The organism is Vibrio rotiferianus (assembly GCF_002214395.1).
In the GTDB taxonomy this organism is placed as follows: domain Bacteria; phylum Pseudomonadota; class Gammaproteobacteria; order Enterobacterales; family Vibrionaceae; genus Vibrio; species Vibrio rotiferianus.
On sequence record NZ_CP018312.1, the window covers coordinates 2,377,265 to 2,395,612 of the forward strand.

Here is an 18,348-nt window from a genome sequence, read left to right on the forward strand (position 1 = left end):
TATAGTGCGCAACCAGTTTTAGCCCAGTTAAGTTAAAACACCCACAGATAGAAACGAAAATACCGAGGAAAACCGAGTGCTTCGCGAAGAACTTAAAGACTTTTTAGCCGATAAAGCCGACGACATGAAAGCGGAACAGATTGTTATTCTAGATGTAGAAGGCAAATCAAGCGTGACAGATTACATGATCATTTGTACTGGTACGTCTAAGCGTCACGTTTCATCTATCGCTGATCACGTCGCATCTGAAGTGAAGAAAGCGGGTCTAGAGCCACTAGGTATGGAAGGCGAAAATGAAGGTGAATGGGTTGTCCTAGACATGGGCGACGCCATGCTTCACGTGATGCAAGAAGAACACCGTGAGCTGTACCAACTAGAAAAACTCTGGGGTTAATCTTTTGAAAATTCAACTAATTGCCGTTGGCACAAAAATGCCCAAATGGGTCGAAGAAGGTTTTCAGGAATACCGCCGTCGCTTCCCACATGATATGCCACTCGAGTTGGTTGAAATCCCCGCAGGCAAACGCGGTAAAAACGCAGATATCGCACGCATTCTACAAAAAGAAGGCGAAGCAATGTTGGCTGCAGTACCAAAAGGTAGCCGCATCGTCACGCTCGATATTCCAGGTAAAAAATGGGATACCCCACAACTAGCAGAACAGCTAGAAGCGTGGAAACTTGATGGCCGCGATGTGTCGATTCTAATCGGTGGCCCAGAGGGTCTAGCACCAGCATGTAAAGCTGCCGCTGATCAAAGCTGGTCACTTTCGGCACTGACATTACCACACCCACTGGTTCGTATCGTAATGGCTGAGAGCTTATATCGAGCGTGGAGCATTACAGCTAACCACCCTTACCACCGCGAATAATAGCGACTTAGCAGTAGAGATAAGCGTTAATGATTCGTAGACGCCGCAGTCAAATTCGAGATTACCAAGCAGAAGCACGCCTGTTCGCCAGTCGTGCTGTTTTTGCATTTCTTGGTATTGTTGTCTTGATGGGCCTGTTAGTTGCTAATATGTACAACATTCAGGTCAACCAATTTCAAGACTATCAAACCCGTTCCAACGATAACCGCATTAAAGTGGTACCTATCGCACCTAACCGCGGCCTTATCTACGACCGCAACGGAGTGCTACTTGCTGAAAACCGTCCCGTTTATAACCTGGAGTTAACCCCAGAAAAGATTAAAAACATTGACGAGACAATCCAAGGGTTACAAACCATTCTGGAAATTACCCCAGAACAAATAGAACGCTTTCAACGTGAGCGTAAGCGTACACGTCGCTTCAAGTCTGTACCACTTTTGACCCAATTAAATGAAAAGCAAGTAGCCGTATTTTCTGTCAATCAATACCGTTTCCCTGGTGTTGAGATCAGTGCGACCTTGAAACGTTACTACCCATACGGCGAAGTTTTGACCCACGTCATTGGTTACGTATCACGAATTAACGACCGCGATATGCAACGTTTAGTTCGTGAAGAGAAAGACGCCAACTACCAAGCAACCCGCGATATCGGCAAGTTAGGTATCGAAAAATATTACGAAGACCTACTGCACGGTACGGCAGGCTACCAAGAGGTAGAAGTCAACAGCCGTGGTCGCGTCATCCGTACACTAAAGTATATCCCTCCGATTCCAGGTAGAGATATCGTCTTGAACCTCGATATCAACCTTCAGTTGTACGTACACCAGTTGTTGGATGCTCGACGTGGTAGTGCAGTAGTGCTTGATCCTCGTGATAACGGCGTACTTGCAATGGTATCGAGCCCGAGTTACGACCCAAATGCATTTGTACATGGTATCTCAGGCAAAGCTTACCGAGCTCTACTGAACGATAAGAATCGTCCTTTGGTGAACCGAACTACGCTCGGCATTTATCCACCGGCCTCGACCATTAAGCCATTCATGGCAGTGGCGGCTCTGGAAGAAGGTGTCGTCACACCTAAAACAACTCGTAATGACCCAGGTTATTGGCGTATTCCAAACTCAGATACTCGCCCTTTCCGTGACTGGCTGCGCTGGGGACATGGTCGCGTTGACATCATCAAGTCAATTGAAGAATCTGTAGATACTTTCTTCTATCAAATCGCCTACGACATGGGCATTGACCGTATCTCTAACTGGATGATGATGTTTGGCTTTGGTGATTACACAGGCATCGACATTTACGAAGAAAGTAAAGCTAACATGCCAACACGTGATTGGAAGATGGCTCGCCATAAGACTCCTTGGTACAAGGGCGATACAATTCCTGTTGGTATAGGCCAAGGGTATTGGACAGCAACGCCAATGCAGATAGCCAAAGCAACATCGGTTCTCGTCAATGAAGGCGCTGTAACCGCACCGCACTTACTCAAAGCAACCATCGACAATGGTGGTGATTTTGAACAGCAAAAAACATCTGAGTATGTGACCTACCCTCCTATCCAAAACGTGCCAGATAAATACTGGAATATGGCCAAAGAAGGTATGCGCTTGGTTAACCATGGTACCAAGGGTACAGCTCGCCGCTCGTTCTACAAGATGACTTACCAAACAGCCGGTAAGTCAGGTACTGCACAAGTATTTGGTCTTGGCGAAAATGAAGAGTACAACGCGGACGAAATTGCAGAACACTTACGAGACCACGCTCTATTTACGGGGTTTGCGCCATTTGACGATCCGAAAGTGGTGGTAACTGTTGTACTAGAAAACGCCGGCGGTGGCTCAAGTAATGGTGCTCCGGTGGTGAGAAAGATCTTCGACAGAGTCGTTTTGGGCGACAACGTAGCTGCTACAGATGATGACGCAGCGAAGAAAAAGGTATCGCACTAATGAAAATGGATCCGTCTACAGGTAAGAATCGAGCTTTATTTGAGCGCTTTCACATCGATTTACCGTTACTGTTAGGCATTCTGGCATTAATGGGGTTTGGTCTGGTCATTATGTACAGTGCTAGTGGCCAGAGCTTTGCAATGATGGATCGCCAAGCAATGCGCATGGTGTTATCGCTAGCTGTCATGCTTGTATTGGCCCAAATATCACCCAGAACTTATGAAAGTCTCGCTCCACTGATGTTTGTCGGTGGTGTCATACTACTTCTTGGTGTGCTCTTTTTTGGCGAGGCTTCAAAAGGTGCTCAGCGCTGGCTTAACCTAGGGTTTGTTCGTTTTCAGCCTTCAGAATTGCTGAAGCTTGCCGTGCCATTGATGGTTGCGCGCTATATTGGCCGAAAACCACTCCCACCAACATTGACCACGCTAATTGTTGCGCTTGTCATGGTGTTTATTCCCACCATTCTCATTGCTAAACAACCCGACTTAGGTACTTCCATCCTGATCGCAGCTTCAGGTATCTTTGTAATCTTCCTCGCTGGTATCAGTTGGAAAATCATCACAGGTGCCGCCATAGCGTTAGGAGGCTTCATTCCTATTTTGTGGTTCTTCCTGATGCGTGAATACCAAAAAGTACGTGTCCGTACTTTGTTTAACCCCGAATCAGACCCACTTGGTGCAGGCTACCATATCATCCAAAGTAAAATCGCCATTGGCTCTGGTGGTATTTCAGGCAAAGGCTGGTTACAAGGCACCCAATCACAACTTGAGTTTCTTCCCGAGCGACACACTGACTTTATCTTTGCAGTAATTGCAGAAGAATGGGGTATGATTGGCTTCCTTTGCCTATTAGCCATCTATCTATTTATCATTGGTCGTGGTCTTTACCTCGCTAGCCAAGCACAAACTGCGTTTGGTCGAATGATGGCAGGCAGTATTGTACTCAGCTTCTTCGTGTATATTTTTGTAAATATTGGCATGGTTAGTGGCATCCTACCTGTGGTAGGCGTACCTTTACCGTTGATCAGTTATGGCGGCACCTCAATGGTGACCTTGATGGCTGGTTTTGGCATTTTAATGTCAATTCATACACACAGAAAAGCATTCTCTAAGGCTACCTAGACATGCAAAACCGTTCTTTATACAGCTTAGTTTTCTCTGCTTTGATTTTGGCAGGCTGCTCAAGCCAAAAAGCACAAGAGGGGCGATACGAACTAGAATCAGATGTCGCTCCTGAAAAACCTTTGTCTGTCGAACATATTGAAGATGCACACCCTAAATATGAACCGTACAGTTTAGGGGGTAATAGTAATTACACCTTACGCGGACAAGACTACAAGATCATCCGTGATGCAAAAGGGTTTAAAGAAAAAGGCAAAGCATCTTGGTACGGTGAAAAGTTCCAAGGACATCTCACTTCAAACGGTGAGATCTACGACATGTATTCGATGACAGCGGCTCATAAAACGTTGCCATTGCCAAGTTTTGTAAAAGTAACAAATACAGACAATGGCAAATCAACGATTGTTAGAGTCAATGACCGAGGACCATTTCACGAAGGACGAATTATCGACTTGAGTTATGCAGCCGCTTTCAAGTTAGATGTCGTAAAAACTGGCACCGCCAATGTTGAAATCGAAGTTCTCAGTTTTGAAAAACCTACGGATGAGAAAGCACTCGCTGCGCACCCAAAGTACGTCATTCAAGTCGCTTCATCTAAATATGCAGATCGCACGCGAACTTTAGGCTTAGATATAAGTCAAAAGCTGGATACTGAAATTTTCCTAGAAAGTACAGACGATTTACATCGACTCTTTGTGGGGCCATTTACTGATTATGCTCTGACACAAAGTATGTTAGAGAAAGTTAAGTTGCTCGGCTATCCATCAGCATTTATTAAAAAACACACAACTGTTAAATGACCCGATTCATGAATTTCTATGCAGAGCCTCTCTTATATAACCGGGGATTCTGTTAAGATGACGACAGTTAACCAAAAAATTTGAATTACCATGAATAAAAATAAGTTTGTGAAATCTATTCTCGTTTCTTCGGTTGCTCTTTCTGCAACCTTTGCTCAATCAGCACTTGCATCACCAATTGTTGTTCCAGACGCGCCACAAATCGCAGCGAAAGGCTACGTATTGATGGATTACCATTCAGGTAAAGTACTGGCAGAAAAAGAGATGAACACTAAGTTATCTCCTGCAAGTCTAACGAAAATGATGACCAGCTACGTAATTGGTCAAGAACTCGCGCGTGGTAATATTTCAGAAGACGATGATGTAACCATCAGCAAAAATGCATGGGCAAAGAACTTCCCTGATTCTTCAAAAATGTTCATCGAAGTAGGTACAACCGTTAAGGTACATGACCTAAACCGCGGCATCATCATCCAATCAGGTAACGATGCTTGTGTTGCGATGGCTGAACATATCGCAGGCTCAGAAGATGCATTCGTTGATTTGATGAATGCATGGGCTGACACGCTAGGGATGACAAATACGCACTTTGCAAACGTTCATGGTTTAGACAACCCTAACCTATACTCTACACCTTACGATATGGCGTTACTTGGTAAAGCACTGATTCGTGATGTGCCAGATGAATACCGTATTTACTCGGATAAGAAGTTTACTTACAACGGTATCACACAGTACAACCGTAACGGTCTGCTGTGGGACAAGAGCATGAACGTTGACGGTATCAAAACCGGTCACACTAGCAACGCAGGTTACAGCCTAGTAAGTTCAGCAACTGAAGGACAAATGCGTTTAGTTGCCGTAGTGATGGGTACTAAAGACGCAAACGCGCGTAAATCGGAAAGCAAAAAGCTACTGAGCTATGGTTTCCGCTTCTTCGAAACAGTGGCACCACATAAAGCGGGTGAAACCTTCGTAGAAGAGAAAGTATGGATGGGCAGCAAAGATACCGTCGCTCTCGGTGTAGATGAAGATACTTATGTTACCCTACCTCGCGGTCAAGCAAAGAACCTAAAAGCAAGCTTCGTACTTGAAAAAGAGCTAGAAGCCCCAATTAATAAAGGGGATGTAGTTGGTAAGCTATACTATCAAATCGATGGTGAAGATATTGCTGAGTACCCACTAATGGCACTGGAAACAGTAGACCAAGGCAGCCTATTTAGCCGCATGTGGGACTACATCGTGTTGTTGTTTAAGAGCTTCTTCTAACCGTCGCTTCTGACCAACAAACGAATCTACAAAGCCGCCAACTAGGGCGGCTTTGTTATCTATACTCAAAGGACCCCAACACGCTTGGGTATGATCTTGAGTTAACCCTAATTTGACTGTACTATTTCGCACCGCAACGAATACCAACTGGAGTTACCGATATGCTAACCATCAACTCTGATGCAAAATTGAAAGACCTGCTTGAGTTCCCTTGTTCATTTACTTACAAGGTAATGGGTCACGCAAAGCCTGAGCTTCCAGAACTTGTTCTTGAAGTGATCCAGCGCCATGCTCCTGGTGACTACAGCCCAACAGTAAAACCAAGCGCTAAGGGTAACTACCACTCGGTGTCTATCAATATCACTGCAACCTCTATCGAACAGGTTGAAACTCTATATAAAGAGCTAGGTGAAATCGAAATTGTACGCATGGTTCTATAATTTTTTGATAGATTAAATTTTTTTTGAAAGCAGCCTCGGCTGCTTTCTTTTTATTTATCATACAGATAATCTAAACCACCCCATGTATCAGTTAAAAATCTGTTACTCAGCTGTAGAGCATTAGGGTTATCCGGTTTATAATCCAAAAACTTTATTTATTAGCGACAGGAATTTCCATGCAACACCAACTTGTTGTAAAACGACTTGGACGCCAAGATTATGAGCCTGTATGGAAGGCAATGCATGAGTTTACTGATCAACGCACAGACGACACACCTGATGAAGTTTGGTTGGTAGAGCACAATCCAGTATTTACACAAGGTCAAGCAGGTAAAGCCGAGCACCTTATCAACACTGGAGATATTCCTGTTGTACAAAGTGATCGTGGCGGTCAGGTGACTTACCATGGACCGGGTCAATTGGTTGCTTACTTCTTGATCAATCTACGTCGCAAAAAATTAGGAGTGCGAGATCTCGTTACGCACATTGAGAACCTCGTTATTAACACTCTTAAGGCATACAATATAGATTCAGCTGCGCGACCTGACGCTCCTGGCGTTTATGTCGACGGTAAAAAAATATGTTCTCTCGGACTTCGCATTCGTAAAGGATGCTCATTCCATGGTCTGGCGTTAAATGTGAATATGGACTTAGGTCCGTTTTTACGTATAAACCCATGCGGCTATGAAGGAATGGAGATGGTTCAGGTAAGCCAAGTAGGCGGGCCAGAAGACATCGAAGCCGTGGAAAAACAACTAATACAAGAACTCGTTACTTTGCTTGATTATGAGCAAGTAGATTTCAGCACAGAAGCACCTTCTCAAGGTAACAAAGCATGAGCAAACCAATCCAGATGGAAAAAGGCGTTAAATACCGCGACGCCGATAAGATGGCATTGATTCCAGTAAAGAACATGCCTACAGAGCAGAAAGAAGTGCTACGTAAGCCTGATTGGATGAAGATCAAGCTACCAGCCGACAGCCAACGTATTCAAGACATCAAATCAGCGATGCGCAAGAATGACCTTCATTCTGTATGTGAAGAAGCGTCTTGCCCTAACCTAGCTGAATGTTTTAACCACGGTACGGCTACTTTCATGATCCTAGGCGCGATCTGTACACGCCGTTGTCCTTTCTGTGACGTTGCCCATGGTCGTCCGCTTCCTGTTGAAGCTGAAGAGCCAAAAAAACTAGCGAAAACCATCGCAGACATGAAGCTGAAGTATGTTGTAATCACTTCCGTTGACCGCGATGACTTACGTGATGGTGGTGCAGAGCACTTTGCCAACTGTAACCGTGAAATCCGTGAACTGAACCCACACATCAAGATTGAAACTCTGGTTCCTGACTTCCGTGGCCGCATGGACGTTGCGCTTGATCTAATGAAAGACAACCCGCCAGATGTCTTCAACCACAACCTAGAAACGGCACCTCGTCTGTACCGTAAAGCTCGCCCAGGTGCGAACTACAAATGGTCGTTACAACTGCTACAAAAATTCAAAGAGCAGCACCCAAATGTACCGACTAAATCAGGCCTGATGATGGGTCTTGGTGAAACGAAAGAAGAGATCATCGAAGTACTGAAAGACCTTCGTGCACATGGCGTAACTATGCTGACTCTTGGTCAGTACCTAGCGCCAAGCCGTCACCACTTGCCAGTAGAGCGTTACGTTCCACCTTCAGAGTTTGACGAGTTAAAAGAGATCGCACTAGAACTTGGCTTCACCCACGCGGCGTGTGGTCCATTCGTTCGCTCTTCTTACCATGCCGATATGCAGGCTCAAGGTATCGAGATTAAATAAGCACTCGCTTGTTTTGAAAAGAAAGGTTGGCTCAGGGCCAACCTTTTTTGTTTCTGCTGAATCTAAACCACTGCCATTCGGATAACGAACCTATATCCTTAAACTAATAGCGCGTCATTCCGAAGAGCCTAGGCGATATCAGGAATCTCGTTTCAGCGCGCTCTCTAAACAACAGTGACAATTAGAGATTCCCTATCCCGCTCGTACCTCGCTTGTAGGGAATGACGCAGTTGGGCTCCTGAGCAAATCAAAAATATATCCAGAGTCTAATCATCTCTTTCGTTTTTCTACTTCCCCAAAAGCCTCCACACAACAAACCTGTTTCTCACAACTAAATGCGCGTCATTCCGAAGAGCCTAGGCGATATCAGGAATCTGCTTTCAACGCGCTCTCTAAGCAACAGTGACAATTAGAGATTCCCTATCCCGCTCGTTCCTCGCTTGTAGGGAATGACGCAGTTGGGCTCCTGAGCAAATCAAAAGTATATTCAGAATCTAATAATCTCTTTCGTTTTCCACTCAAATACTCCCGAGCCTCCACATAACAACCGGTCTCTCAAAACCCAAAGCGCGTCATTTCGAAGAGCCTAGGCGATATCAGGAATCTGCTTTCAACGTACTCTGAGCTGATACTTCCATACGCTAGAAAAACAAAAAGGCCCTCAAATGAGGACCTTTAAATTGGGTGAACTTTCGAAATAGATGGGTCGAGTTCTAGGAGAACACACGGAGTTTGCTTCTAGCAAATGAGTATGTTCGACAACGAAATCGGCGCACTCTATGAAGAAAGTTACGCGTAAACTGGTAGACGCTTACAAATTTCTAGAACTTTCTGTTTCGTCGCTTCGATAACTTCCTCGTTGCCGATGTTATCTAGAACGTCACACATCCAGTTTGCTAGCTCTTTCGCGTCATCTTCAGTGAAGCCACGACGAGTAATTGCTGGTGTACCGACACGGATACCAGACGTTACGAATGGGCTGCGTGGATCGTTTGGTACAGAGTTCTTGTTTACTGTGATGTTTGCTGCACCTAGTGCTGCATCTGCATCTTTACCTGTAATGTCCTTGTCGATTAGGTCAACTAGGAATAGGTGGTTCTCTGTACCGTTAGATACGATCTTGTAACCACGCTCTTGGAATTGGCCAACCATTGCTTTTGCGTTTTTCACTACGCGAGCTTGGTAAGCTTTGAACTCAGGTTCCATTGCTTCTTTGAACGCTACTGCTTTACCAGCGATAACGTGCATTAGAGGGCCACCTTGACCACCAGGGAATACTGCTGAGTTCAGCTTTTTGTACATGTCTTCGCCCGCATTAGACAGGATTAGACCACCACGTGGGCCTGCAAGTGTCTTATGCGTAGTCGTTGTAACTACGTGAGCGTGTGGTACTGGTGTTGGGTATTCACCTGCAGCGATTAGACCAGCAACGTGCGCCATGTCTACGAATAGGTAAGCGTCAACTTTGTCTGCGATTTCACGCATGCGTTTCCAATCAACAATTTGTGAGTAAGCAGAGAAACCACCGATGATCATCTTAGGCTTGTGCTCAAGGGCTAGTTGCTCCATCTCGTCGTAGTTGATTTGACCAGCTTCATCGATACCGTAAGGGATAACGTTGTAGTGCTTGCCAGAGAAGTTAACTGGTGAACCGTGAGTTAGGTGACCACCGTGTGCTAAGCTCATACCTAGAACTGTGTCGCCTGGGTTTAGAAGCGCCATGTAAACTGCGCTGTTTGCTTGAGAACCTGAGTGAGGCTGTACGTTCGCGTACTCACAGCCGAACAGTTGGCATGCACGATCGATTGCTAGTGCTTCAGCTTTGTCTACGTACTCACAACCGCCGTAGTAACGCTTGCCTGGGTAGCCTTCAGCGTATTTGTTCGTTAGCTGAGAACCTTGTGCTTCCATTACACGTGGACTTGTGTAGTTTTCAGAAGCGATAAGTTCAATGTGTTCTTCCTGGCGAAGAGTCTCTTCCTGGATAGCTGCGAACAGTTCCGCATCGTAATCTGCGATGTTCATATCACGCTTAAGCATCTGTATCTCCTGACTCAGATTGGTACTGAAAGTTGCAAAAAAACTGAATAACGACCTAACGCAAACGTTTACGTCGAGCTAATGGCGCGCATTTTACATAATTTGATCTAGGTCATAAAGAGAAATTTGTAATTTTTCTCATGCAGTTTTTTCATGATGACAAGTAAGAATTATCATGACGATATCGCAATCGTTTGACCATGAACAACTGACTGTCAAATTTGTGCTTTACACCCTGTAAAACAACAATTACATAGGTTTACCGTAAATTTTACCCTCTAGCTACCGAAAAGATCATCTTTTTACTACTATGCATGCCCGATTTATCATCAACGACTGCATATTAGATGGAAAAACACTCAAGAAAAGAAGACTGGATGGCAATTCTTACAGGTACCTTTTTGGTAGCTCAAGGGGTTTTCTTTCTCCAATCCGCTAACCTCTTAACCGGAGGCACAACTGGATTGGCTCTGCTTATTAGCCAATTTACACCTTTTACGTTTGGTGTGCTTTACTTTTTAGCCAACTGCCCTTTTTACTTGCTAGCATGGAAACGCTTTGGCCGTCATTTTGCGATTAATAGTGCAATTTCTGGCGCTTTGGTTTCTATCTTTGCTGATAATCTGTATTTACTGATTTCACTCGAATCGATTAATGAGATTTACTGCGCCGTAGCTGGTGGGCTATTGATGGGCTTGGGCATGCTGATCCTATTCCGCCACCGCTCAAGTTTGGGTGGTTTCAACGTACTGTGCTTATTCATTCAGGACAAGTTTGGTATCTCGGTAGGCAAATCTCAGATGGCGATTGACGCTTGTATCTTATTTGCCTCTTTCTTCTTCGTCACTCCGTGGGTTATCGGCTTGTCGATTCTTGGCGCCTTCGCGCTAAACCTTGTCCTTGCGATGAACCACAAGCCGCATCGTTATTCTGTAAGCTACGGGTCATAGGATGAAAAAATAAAAGGCTTTGGGGAGCACTCCAAAGCCTTTTGTTTCGGATCGAAATCCTTAGGGGTACTTTTATTTGCCTTTAAGATTCAATCAGCAAGATGCGTGTTTCGTAAGGACGCAGAACTTGGTGATTGGAAGCAATCGCGCTGGTCACATTCTGATAATTGGAAAGCAGGTTCTTGGCTTTACTCATATCAAAGCGCTCTGGTAATACACACTCCACTTCTTCGCCGTAGTAGTTGTTAATACACAACAGCGTTTGCTTATCGTTCTGACGAGCATAAGCAAAAATACGTTTGTGCTCTGGCAGCAGGTCCTCGTAACGACCATCAGTGATCACTTGAACCTGTTTACGCAGTTCAATCAAGCGCTTGTAGAAGTAGAACACCGAGTTCAAATCGGCAATCGCGGCTTCCGCATTGATCTCTGAATAGTTCTGAGCCACCTCTAACCACGGCGCGCCCTCAGTAAAGCCCGCGTGTTTCGCGCTGTTCCATTGCATTGGCGTACGTGAGTTATCACGCGACTTCTGTGCCAAAATCGCCATCATATCGTCGTGAGATACGTCATCGCGATTGACCATGATGTCGTACATGTTCGTGCTTTCAACATCGCGATATTGGCTGATTTCGGTGTAGCCCGGGTTGGTCATGCCGATCTCTTCACCTTGATAAACATAAGGGGTGCCTTGCATCATGTGTACCGATGCCGCAAGCATTTTGGCAGATTCAACACGGTATTGTTCGTCGTTACCTAATCGACTCACAACGCGTGGTTGGTCGTGGTTACACCAAAATAGCGCGCCCCACCCTTTGCCATTTAAGCCGGTTTGCCAATGATTGAAGATCTGTTTCAGTTGGATGAAATCAAACGGCGCTTTCGTCCACTTATCACCATTCGGGTAATCGACTTTCAGGTGGTGGAAATTGAACACCATCGACAGCTCTTTGCCATCTTGCGCTGAATACTGCTGACAATGCTCTAGCGTGGTGGAAGACATTTCACCTACCGTCACGCTGCCATATTTTTGGAACACGGCTTCACTGATCTCTTGAAGGTATTCGTGCACACGTGGGCCGTCGGTGTAGAAGCGGCGACCATCACCAATATCATCACTTGGAAAATCTTGCTGCTTGGAAATCAGGTTGATAACGTCAAGACGGAAACCATCCACACCTTTCTCTGCCCAGAAGCTGATGACTTCTTTCACTTCTTCACGCACTACCGGGTTTTCCCAGTTTAAGTCCGCTTGCTCTTTAGCAAAAAGGTGCAAATAGTACTGGCCCGTTTTTTCATCCAGTGCCCAAGCATTGCCTCCAAACTTAGATTGCCAGTTGTTTGGCTCTGCGCCATCAACCGGATCTTTCCAGATGTAGTAATCACGGTATGGGCTGTTTTTGTCACCCAGTGCTGATTGGAACCACTTGTGTTCTGTCGAAGTATGATTGACCACGATGTCCATGATGATTCGAATACCCAGTTGGTGAGCCTCTGCCAACAGGGTATCGAAATCTTGCATAGTGCCGAAATCTGGGTTGATCGCGTAATAATCGGAAATGTCATAACCGTTGTCGATCATTGGCGATTGATAAACCGGCGTCAGCCAAATCGCATCCACACCAAGGTGTTTTAGATAATCCAGTTTAGAAATGATCCCTTTAATATCACCCGTGCCTTTACTTCCACTGTCACAAAAGCTTTTTGGGTAAATTTGGTAGATGGTTGCGGTTTTCCACCAACTCTCATCATGCTTGGTCATTGCCATTTCTAATGCTCACTTACCATTAAACGGAAACTTAAAAATCTTAAAAAATCGAGGAGATAAACGAGGCAGCCAAATCACTGCCTCAGTTCGAATTACGCGCTAGCGGTTTCTAACTCGCCTTTCATTTGCGCACGCTTATACAACACAAGGGTCAGTGCCACTGGGACCACAATCGCCACCAACATCGCCAGAGCAAATACGCCCCAGAACTGTGGTTGGATAGACAAGATGCCCGGCAAACCGCCCACACCGATACCGTTCGCCATCACACCTGCGCTACCACAGATAGCAGCGGCAATCGCACTACCGATCATCGCGCTCAGCATTGGGAATTTGTATTTCAAGTTGATGCCGTACATCGCTGGCTCAGTCACACCAAGGTAAGCAGAGATAGCCGCAGGCACTGAGATATCACGCTCGCCGTGTTTTTTACTGATGATAATGATGCCAACTACTGCAGATGCTTGAGCAATGTTTGAAAGTGCAATCAAAGGCCAAATTGGCGTGCCGCCTAGCTCTTGCATCAGTTGAAGGTCAACCGCGTTGGTGGTGTGGTGAATACCGGTAATCACCAATGGCGCGTATAGGAAGCCGAAGATGGTTGAACCAATCATCGCGAAGTCACCCGTCATGGCAGCTTTCGCAGCGAAAGCAACGCCGTCACCCAACATACGACCGAATGGACCAATGATAGAGTGCGCAAGAATCACAGACACAATGATAGAAACAAACGGCACGACCACTAGGTAGAGGTAAGATGGAATAATGCGTTTTAAGTTAGTTTCGATAAATGCCAGTGCAATACCGGCTAACATCGCCGGAATCACTTGCGCTTGATAGCCCACTTTCTCGATGGCAAATAAGCCAAAGTCCCATACTTCAGGCACTTGCTTACCAATCAGATAGGCGTTCATTAACTGTGGCGAAACCAGAGTGACACCCAATGTGATACCCAGAATCGGAGTACCGCCGAGCTTTTTCACTGTCGACCAACACACACCAACTGGTAAGAAGAAGAAGATCGCCTCACCAATTAGCCATAAGAAAGAGTGTACCGTAGCCCAAAACTGGCTGATTTCCGTTAACGTTTGGCCATCAAACATCTTGATGTCACCAATCACGTTACGGAAGCCAAGAATCAGACCACCGGTGATGATCGCTGGTAGCAGTGGTACAAAGATTTCAGCAAGGTGGGAAATACCACGCTCAACGATATTCATGTTTTGACGAGCAGCGTTCTTAGATTCATCTTTGCTCGCTTCACTTTTGCCGCTAAGCTCGATCAGAACTTTGTAAACCTCATCAACTTCAGTGCCGATTACGACCTGAAATTGACCTGCGTTGGTAAAGCAGCCCTTCACCATAGGTAGTGCATCTAACTGTTTTGTATCGGCTTTGTCAGTGTCATTCAACACGAAACGCAAGCGAGTTAAACAGTGGCTTACACTGGCAATATTGTCCGATCCCCCGACCAGCTCAATAAGACGCTGTACGTCTTGACGCGCAATCTTACTCATAACTTTGTCCACCCTGTATTGGATACATTCAATTCATCGTTTTATTTTTTATAATGGGAACATTCCCACTCAATGATTTTAATAGTGCCATTTCGCATTCAAAAACAAAATGGGAACAGTCCCATTAATTGAGAATGATCACAGTATAATTTTAGAGCAGATCATCGAAACGTGGATTAATGGCGGATAGGATTCTGGGTAAAGTGCACCACAGACTCATCACCATTTAATTGATTAATCAGCATGTTAGCGGCTTTTTCACCAGCATGAGAGTAGCCAGGATCCACACTAAAGACATTCGGGAAGAGAAAAGAAAGTAGTTCATTGCCACCCACACCAGTGACCACCACATCTTCACGTCCCATTTCTTGCAGACGTTTAATCACACCGAGAGCGATGGTGTCACTCGCACAAGCGATGGCTTGCGTATCGGATTGAAGGACTTGATCCACCAGATGATAAGCACTTTCGTGGTTGAGCTTGCCGGTTTGAAAGCGAGGTTCGATGCGCTTTTTCTCACACCAAGCTTGGTAAGCATTAAGGCGAGCAAGACCCGTGGTGCGGTCTTCTGGATCAACACCAATGTAGGCAATACGAGAAATAGATTGTTGTTCCAAATGAGAGAGCGCCATATCGATAACGCCTTGGTTATCGTAGTTGATCGAGGAAACCATTTGCGTGTCCATCGCGATCACGACTATGCGATTGCCCCACTCCGCTAACGCTTGCTCATCACATCCAGTAAAGCCAAACACGATCACCCCATCGACATTGCGACGTTTAAGCACATCCAAATGCTCATTAGTTTTATCGCGATCGAATTGGCTCTCCATGATCACGACATCGTACCCTGCTGAGTATAAAGCGTTGAGCATGGTGCCAACGGCGCGGTTTTCTGATGGTGAATCTAAACGAGAGATGATCACGCCGATCACCTTTTGACTGCCACCACGCATCGACTGCGCAGACTTTGATGGGACATAGCCTGATTCACGAATGATTTGCTCTACCTTCTCACGCGTTTGCGGTTTTACCTTGGGATCATTGGTAAGCACACGGCTGACCGTCGATTTGCCCACGCCAGCCAATTTCGCGATATCAAGAATGGTGAGTTTTTTGCTCATAAGTGTTCAGACTAAAAGAAGGAATCAAATAAAAGGGAAGCAGCGCCTTCCCTTATCTCAGTCAGTAATGAAGATTACTTGTTTAGGTATGCAGGCACGTCTGCAATGCTATCTAATACTACTGTTGCAATCGCTTCGCCTTGTTCTGTTACTGGCTTACCAGTGCGAACCAAAATCTTAGTGCCAACGCCTGCCGCTTCTGCTGCCATCATATCTTCGGCTTTGTCGCCGATCATCACAGATTTCTCCATGTCGATCTTCAAGAAGTCACGTGCAGAAATGAACATGCCAGGTTTTGGCTTACGGCACTCACAATCTTGCTTGTACTCACCAATGCCATGTTCAGGATGATGTGGGCAGTAGTAGATACCATCGAACTCAACGCCATTATCAGCGAAGTTCCAGTCCATCCACTGAGTCAGAGATAAGAAACGGTCTTCGCTGAATTTACCACGTGCAATGCCGGATTGATTGGTCACAAGCACCAACAGGTAGCCTTTATCTTTCAGCGCTTTCGTCGCTTCAAAGACACCGTCAATGTACTCAAAATCATGTTCGTCATGAACGTAGCCGTGGTCAACGTTGATCACGCCGTCACGATCGATAAAAACAGCAGGTTTTGCCAAAACGTATTTCTCTATTTACTCGGTTTCATCAGATTATTACATACCTTATAAGCACTCACACTATCTAATTGGCGTGAGTGAGCGACAAAACAGTTGATTTGTCGCCCGAGAATCGGTAAATCTTGAATATCCCTCTTATTTGCTTCTCTCCCTCTAACATTCTCTATTTTACTTTCCCGACAGAACATCCATACATTTAGACGTCTAGACGTAAAAATATCTATTGACTTAAACCAGCTTAACCCATAGCATCAACTGAGAATTGAGATAGAGTTCAAAATTTACTCCTGTTAAAAGCCGTTTTTAACAGCGAAATTCCCAGTATCTCTGTGCAGGTTGAAACATGATAGAAATAAAAAACGTCAATAAAGTGTTCTACCAAGGCAGTAAGGAAATTCTTGCCCTTAAGGACATTAATCTAGATATCGCAAAGGGCACCATCTTTGGTGTTATCGGCTCATCGGGCGCGGGTAAAAGTACCCTGATCCGTTGTGTAAACATGCTGGAAGCACCAACTTCGGGTTCCATCATCGTAGATGGCGTTGACCTAACCAAATTAAGCAAAAAGCAATTGGGAGAAACTCGCCGTAACATCGGGATGATCTTCCAACACTTTAACCTGCTGTCGTCTCGCACCGTTTTCGACAATGTCGCACTCCCTCTTGAGCTAGCAGGTAAAGACAAAGCGCAAATCACAACAAAAGTGACAGAGCTTCTTAAGCTCGTTGGTCTTGCAGACAAACATGAAAGCTACCCAGCAAACCTAAGTGGTGGTCAAAAGCAACGTGTGGCGATTGCTCGTGCATTGTCATCAGACCCTAGCGTGCTGCTATGTGACGAAGCAACCAGCGCGCTGGACCCTGCAACGACTCAGTCCATCTTGGAGCTACTAAAAGAAATCAACCGCAAACTCGAAATCACCATTCTTCTGATCACTCACGAAATGGAAGTGGTTAAGAGCATCTGTCACGAAGTGGCGATCATCGGTGATGGTGAACTAGTGGAAAAAGGCACCGTTGGTGAAATCTTCGCGCATCCGAAAACTGCACTGGCACACGAGTTCATTCGCTCTACTTTGGATCTTTCTATCCCAGAAGATTACCAAGCACGCTTACAAACCACGCGCGTAGAAAACAGCTACCCATTGGTTCGCCTAGAGTTTACTGGCGCAACCGTGGATGCCCCTCTGATGACGCAAATCGCACGTAAGTACAACATCGACGTGAGCATCCTAAGCTCTGATCTGGATTACGCTGGCGGCGTGAAGTTCGGCATGATGGTTGCGGAGCTGTTTGGCAACGAAGAAGACGATAACGCAGCGATTGAGTTCCTGCGTGAGCATAACGTGAAAGTAGAGGTACTTGGCTATGTCCTTTAATACGATTTCTGAATGGCTGAGCCTAAACAGCAACCTACTTTTGGGCGCAACATGGGAAACCCTTTACATGGTTGCCGTTGCAGGCATCGTTGGTTTCGCAGTGGGTATTCCACTCGGCGTAATTTTGCATACCACTAAAAAAGGTGGCTTGCTGGAAAACACCAAACTTAATCGTGTGCTTGGCGCCATCGTTAACATCGGTCGCTCGGTTCCTTTCCTAGTACTGATGGTTGCGATTATTCCAGTAACCAAACTGTTGGTTGGTACCTTCATCGGTACAACAGCAGCGATTGTTCCTTTAACTATCGGTGCTATCCCATTTGTGGCGCGTCTCATTGAAGGCGCACTACTAGAAGTACCATCAGGTTTGGTTGAAGCCGCGCAATCTATGGGCGCGACGCCAACACAAATCATCACAAAAGTTCTGCTTCCTGAAGCAATGCCGACTATTGTTAACTCAGTAACCATTACTCTAGTAACGCTAGTGAGCTACTCAGCAATGGCAGGTACGGTAGGCGGCGGTGGTCTTGGTGACGTAGCTATCCGTTATGGCTTCCACCGTTACGACGTAGTGATCATGGCAGTAACAGTCGTGATGCTGATTGTTCTAGTACAAATTATTCAGTCTATCGGTGATGCAATCGTACGCCGCGTAGACCACAGATAAGAATTGAAAATACCAATTATAAGGAGATA

The 18,348-nt window shown here is 45.5% G+C and carries 17 protein-coding genes; 12 read left to right on the plus strand and 5 right to left on the minus strand.

The genetic code is table 11. From position 1 onward, the window contains the following. Nucleotides 1-76: 76 nt before the first annotated feature. The 9 genes from rsfS to lipA all read left to right on the plus strand — a co-directional run bounded on the left by rsfS (nucleotide 77) and on the right by lipA (nucleotide 8,249). The gene (rsfS, locus tag BSZ04_RS20155; RefSeq protein ID WP_029560931.1) at nucleotides 77-394 is read left to right on the plus strand and encodes a ribosome silencing factor; all 318 of its coding nucleotides are present in this window, start codon (nucleotides 77-79) and stop codon (nucleotides 392-394) included. Between the two features lie 4 nt (nucleotides 395-398). Further along, a complete protein-coding gene (gene rlmH, locus BSZ04_RS20160; RefSeq protein WP_010446437.1) occupies nucleotides 399-869 on the plus strand; it encodes a 23S rRNA (pseudouridine(1915)-N(3))-methyltransferase RlmH in 471 nt (156 codons plus the stop codon). A 29-nt stretch (nucleotides 870-898) separates the two neighbouring features. Continuing rightward, nucleotides 899-2,818 carry a penicillin-binding protein 2 gene (gene mrdA, locus BSZ04_RS20165; protein ID WP_088881239.1) on the plus strand — a complete coding sequence of 640 codons (1,920 nt, stop codon included), beginning with the start codon at nucleotides 899-901 and terminating at the stop codon, nucleotides 2,816-2,818. Continuing rightward, on the plus strand, nucleotides 2,818-3,939 hold the full coding sequence (rodA, locus tag BSZ04_RS20170; protein WP_038886046.1) for a rod shape-determining protein RodA: 1,122 nt from the start codon (nucleotides 2,818-2,820) through the stop codon (nucleotides 3,937-3,939). The genes mrdA and rodA overlap by 1 nt, the downstream gene beginning before the upstream one ends. A 2-nt stretch (nucleotides 3,940-3,941) precedes the next feature. Next, on the plus strand, nucleotides 3,942-4,739 hold the full coding sequence (locus tag BSZ04_RS20175) for a septal ring lytic transglycosylase RlpA family protein (protein WP_088881240.1): 798 nt from the start codon (nucleotides 3,942-3,944) through the stop codon (nucleotides 4,737-4,739). A gap of 90 nt (nucleotides 4,740-4,829) precedes the next feature. After that, nucleotides 4,830-6,008: a serine hydrolase gene (locus BSZ04_RS20180; RefSeq protein ID WP_010446428.1), complete on the plus strand. Its 1,179-nt coding sequence runs from the start codon at nucleotides 4,830-4,832 to the stop codon at nucleotides 6,006-6,008. A gap of 161 nt (nucleotides 6,009-6,169) precedes the next feature. Beyond that, complete coding sequence (gene ybeD / locus BSZ04_RS20185) at nucleotides 6,170-6,448, plus strand: DUF493 family protein YbeD (RefSeq protein ID WP_010446426.1); 279 nt, start codon at nucleotides 6,170-6,172, stop codon at nucleotides 6,446-6,448. Nucleotides 6,449-6,624: 176 nt separating this feature from the next. After that, nucleotides 6,625-7,287, plus strand: a complete 663-nt coding sequence (lipB, locus tag BSZ04_RS20190; protein ID WP_038886042.1) for a lipoyl(octanoyl) transferase LipB — start codon at nucleotides 6,625-6,627, stop codon at nucleotides 7,285-7,287. After that, entirely contained in the window at nucleotides 7,284-8,249 is a 966-nt protein-coding gene (gene lipA / locus BSZ04_RS20195) for a lipoyl synthase (RefSeq protein ID WP_088881241.1), read from the plus strand. The genes lipB and lipA overlap by 4 nt, the downstream gene beginning before the upstream one ends. Before the next feature lie 789 nt (nucleotides 8,250-9,038). Here the strand turns inward: lipA and glyA are convergent. Beyond that, nucleotides 9,039-10,289, minus strand: coding sequence for a serine hydroxymethyltransferase (gene glyA, locus BSZ04_RS20200; RefSeq protein ID WP_038886041.1), 1,251 nt, complete (start codon nucleotides 10,287-10,289; stop codon nucleotides 9,039-9,041). A 347-nt stretch (nucleotides 10,290-10,636) separates the two neighbouring features. On the opposite strand from glyA, the gene BSZ04_RS20205 reads away from it, so the two are divergent. Further along, complete coding sequence (locus tag BSZ04_RS20205) at nucleotides 10,637-11,239, plus strand: YitT family protein (RefSeq protein WP_005530699.1); 603 nt, start codon at nucleotides 10,637-10,639, stop codon at nucleotides 11,237-11,239. Nucleotides 11,240-11,321: 82 nt separating this feature from the next. On the opposite strand, the gene treC is transcribed toward BSZ04_RS20205, so the two are convergent. The 4 genes from treC to gmhB all read right to left on the minus strand — a co-directional run bounded on the left by treC (nucleotide 11,322) and on the right by gmhB (nucleotide 16,274). Continuing rightward, the gene (gene treC / locus BSZ04_RS20210; RefSeq protein WP_088881242.1) at nucleotides 11,322-13,007 is read right to left on the minus strand and encodes an alpha,alpha-phosphotrehalase; all 1,686 of its coding nucleotides are present in this window, start codon (nucleotides 13,005-13,007) and stop codon (nucleotides 11,322-11,324) included. 92 nt (nucleotides 13,008-13,099) lie between these two features. Then, nucleotides 13,100-14,524, minus strand: a complete 1,425-nt coding sequence (treB, locus tag BSZ04_RS20215; RefSeq protein WP_010446414.1) for a PTS trehalose transporter subunit IIBC — start codon at nucleotides 14,522-14,524, stop codon at nucleotides 13,100-13,102. Nucleotides 14,525-14,700: 176 nt separating this feature from the next. Further along, nucleotides 14,701-15,648, minus strand: a complete 948-nt coding sequence (treR, locus tag BSZ04_RS20220; RefSeq protein ID WP_088881243.1) for a trehalose operon repressor TreR — start codon at nucleotides 15,646-15,648, stop codon at nucleotides 14,701-14,703. 74 nt (nucleotides 15,649-15,722) lie between these two features. Beyond that, nucleotides 15,723-16,274 (minus strand): D-glycero-beta-D-manno-heptose 1,7-bisphosphate 7-phosphatase, encoded by a 552-nt coding sequence (gene gmhB, locus BSZ04_RS20225; RefSeq protein ID WP_005381961.1) that lies wholly within the window; start codon nucleotides 16,272-16,274, stop codon nucleotides 15,723-15,725. A 343-nt stretch (nucleotides 16,275-16,617) separates the two neighbouring features. Between gmhB and metN the strand changes: the two genes are divergently transcribed. Next, nucleotides 16,618-17,652 carry a methionine ABC transporter ATP-binding protein MetN gene (gene metN / locus BSZ04_RS20230; RefSeq protein WP_010446409.1) on the plus strand — a complete coding sequence of 345 codons (1,035 nt, stop codon included), beginning with the start codon at nucleotides 16,618-16,620 and terminating at the stop codon, nucleotides 17,650-17,652. Further along, a complete protein-coding gene (locus BSZ04_RS20235; protein WP_005432672.1) occupies nucleotides 17,642-18,319 on the plus strand; it encodes a methionine ABC transporter permease in 678 nt (225 codons plus the stop codon). The genes metN and BSZ04_RS20235 overlap by 11 nt, the downstream gene beginning before the upstream one ends. The last annotated feature ends 29 nt before the right edge of the window (nucleotides 18,320-18,348 follow it).

Excerpts from the sequence above, each read along its gene's own strand:
- ybeD (WP_010446426.1), top strand. The coding sequence starts at position 6,170 with ATGCTAACCATCAACTCTGATGCAAAATTGAAAGACCTGCTTGAGTTC.
- rodA (WP_038886046.1), top strand. The coding sequence starts at position 2,818 with ATGAAAATGGATCCGTCTACAGGTAAGAATCGAGCTTTATTTGAGCGC.
- glyA (WP_038886041.1), bottom strand. The coding sequence starts at position 10,289 with ATGCTTAAGCGTGATATGAACATCGCAGATTACGATGCGGAACTGTTC.
- lipB (WP_038886042.1), top strand. The coding sequence starts at position 6,625 with ATGCAACACCAACTTGTTGTAAAACGACTTGGACGCCAAGATTATGAG.
- BSZ04_RS20205 (WP_005530699.1), top strand. The coding sequence starts at position 10,637 with ATGGAAAAACACTCAAGAAAAGAAGACTGGATGGCAATTCTTACAGGT.
- treC (WP_088881242.1), bottom strand. The coding sequence starts at position 13,007 with ATGGCAATGACCAAGCATGATGAGAGTTGGTGGAAAACCGCAACCATC.
- metN (WP_010446409.1), top strand. The coding sequence starts at position 16,618 with ATGATAGAAATAAAAAACGTCAATAAAGTGTTCTACCAAGGCAGTAAG.
- BSZ04_RS20175 (WP_088881240.1), top strand. The coding sequence starts at position 3,942 with ATGCAAAACCGTTCTTTATACAGCTTAGTTTTCTCTGCTTTGATTTTG.
- treB (WP_010446414.1), bottom strand. The coding sequence starts at position 14,524 with ATGAGTAAGATTGCGCGTCAAGACGTACAGCGTCTTATTGAGCTGGTC.
- treR (WP_088881243.1), bottom strand. The coding sequence starts at position 15,648 with ATGAGCAAAAAACTCACCATTCTTGATATCGCGAAATTGGCTGGCGTG.
- BSZ04_RS20235 (WP_005432672.1), top strand. The coding sequence starts at position 17,642 with ATGTCCTTTAATACGATTTCTGAATGGCTGAGCCTAAACAGCAACCTA.
- BSZ04_RS20180 (WP_010446428.1), top strand. The coding sequence starts at position 4,830 with ATGAATAAAAATAAGTTTGTGAAATCTATTCTCGTTTCTTCGGTTGCT.
- mrdA (WP_088881239.1), top strand. The coding sequence starts at position 899 with ATGATTCGTAGACGCCGCAGTCAAATTCGAGATTACCAAGCAGAAGCA.
- lipA (WP_088881241.1), top strand. The coding sequence starts at position 7,284 with ATGAGCAAACCAATCCAGATGGAAAAAGGCGTTAAATACCGCGACGCC.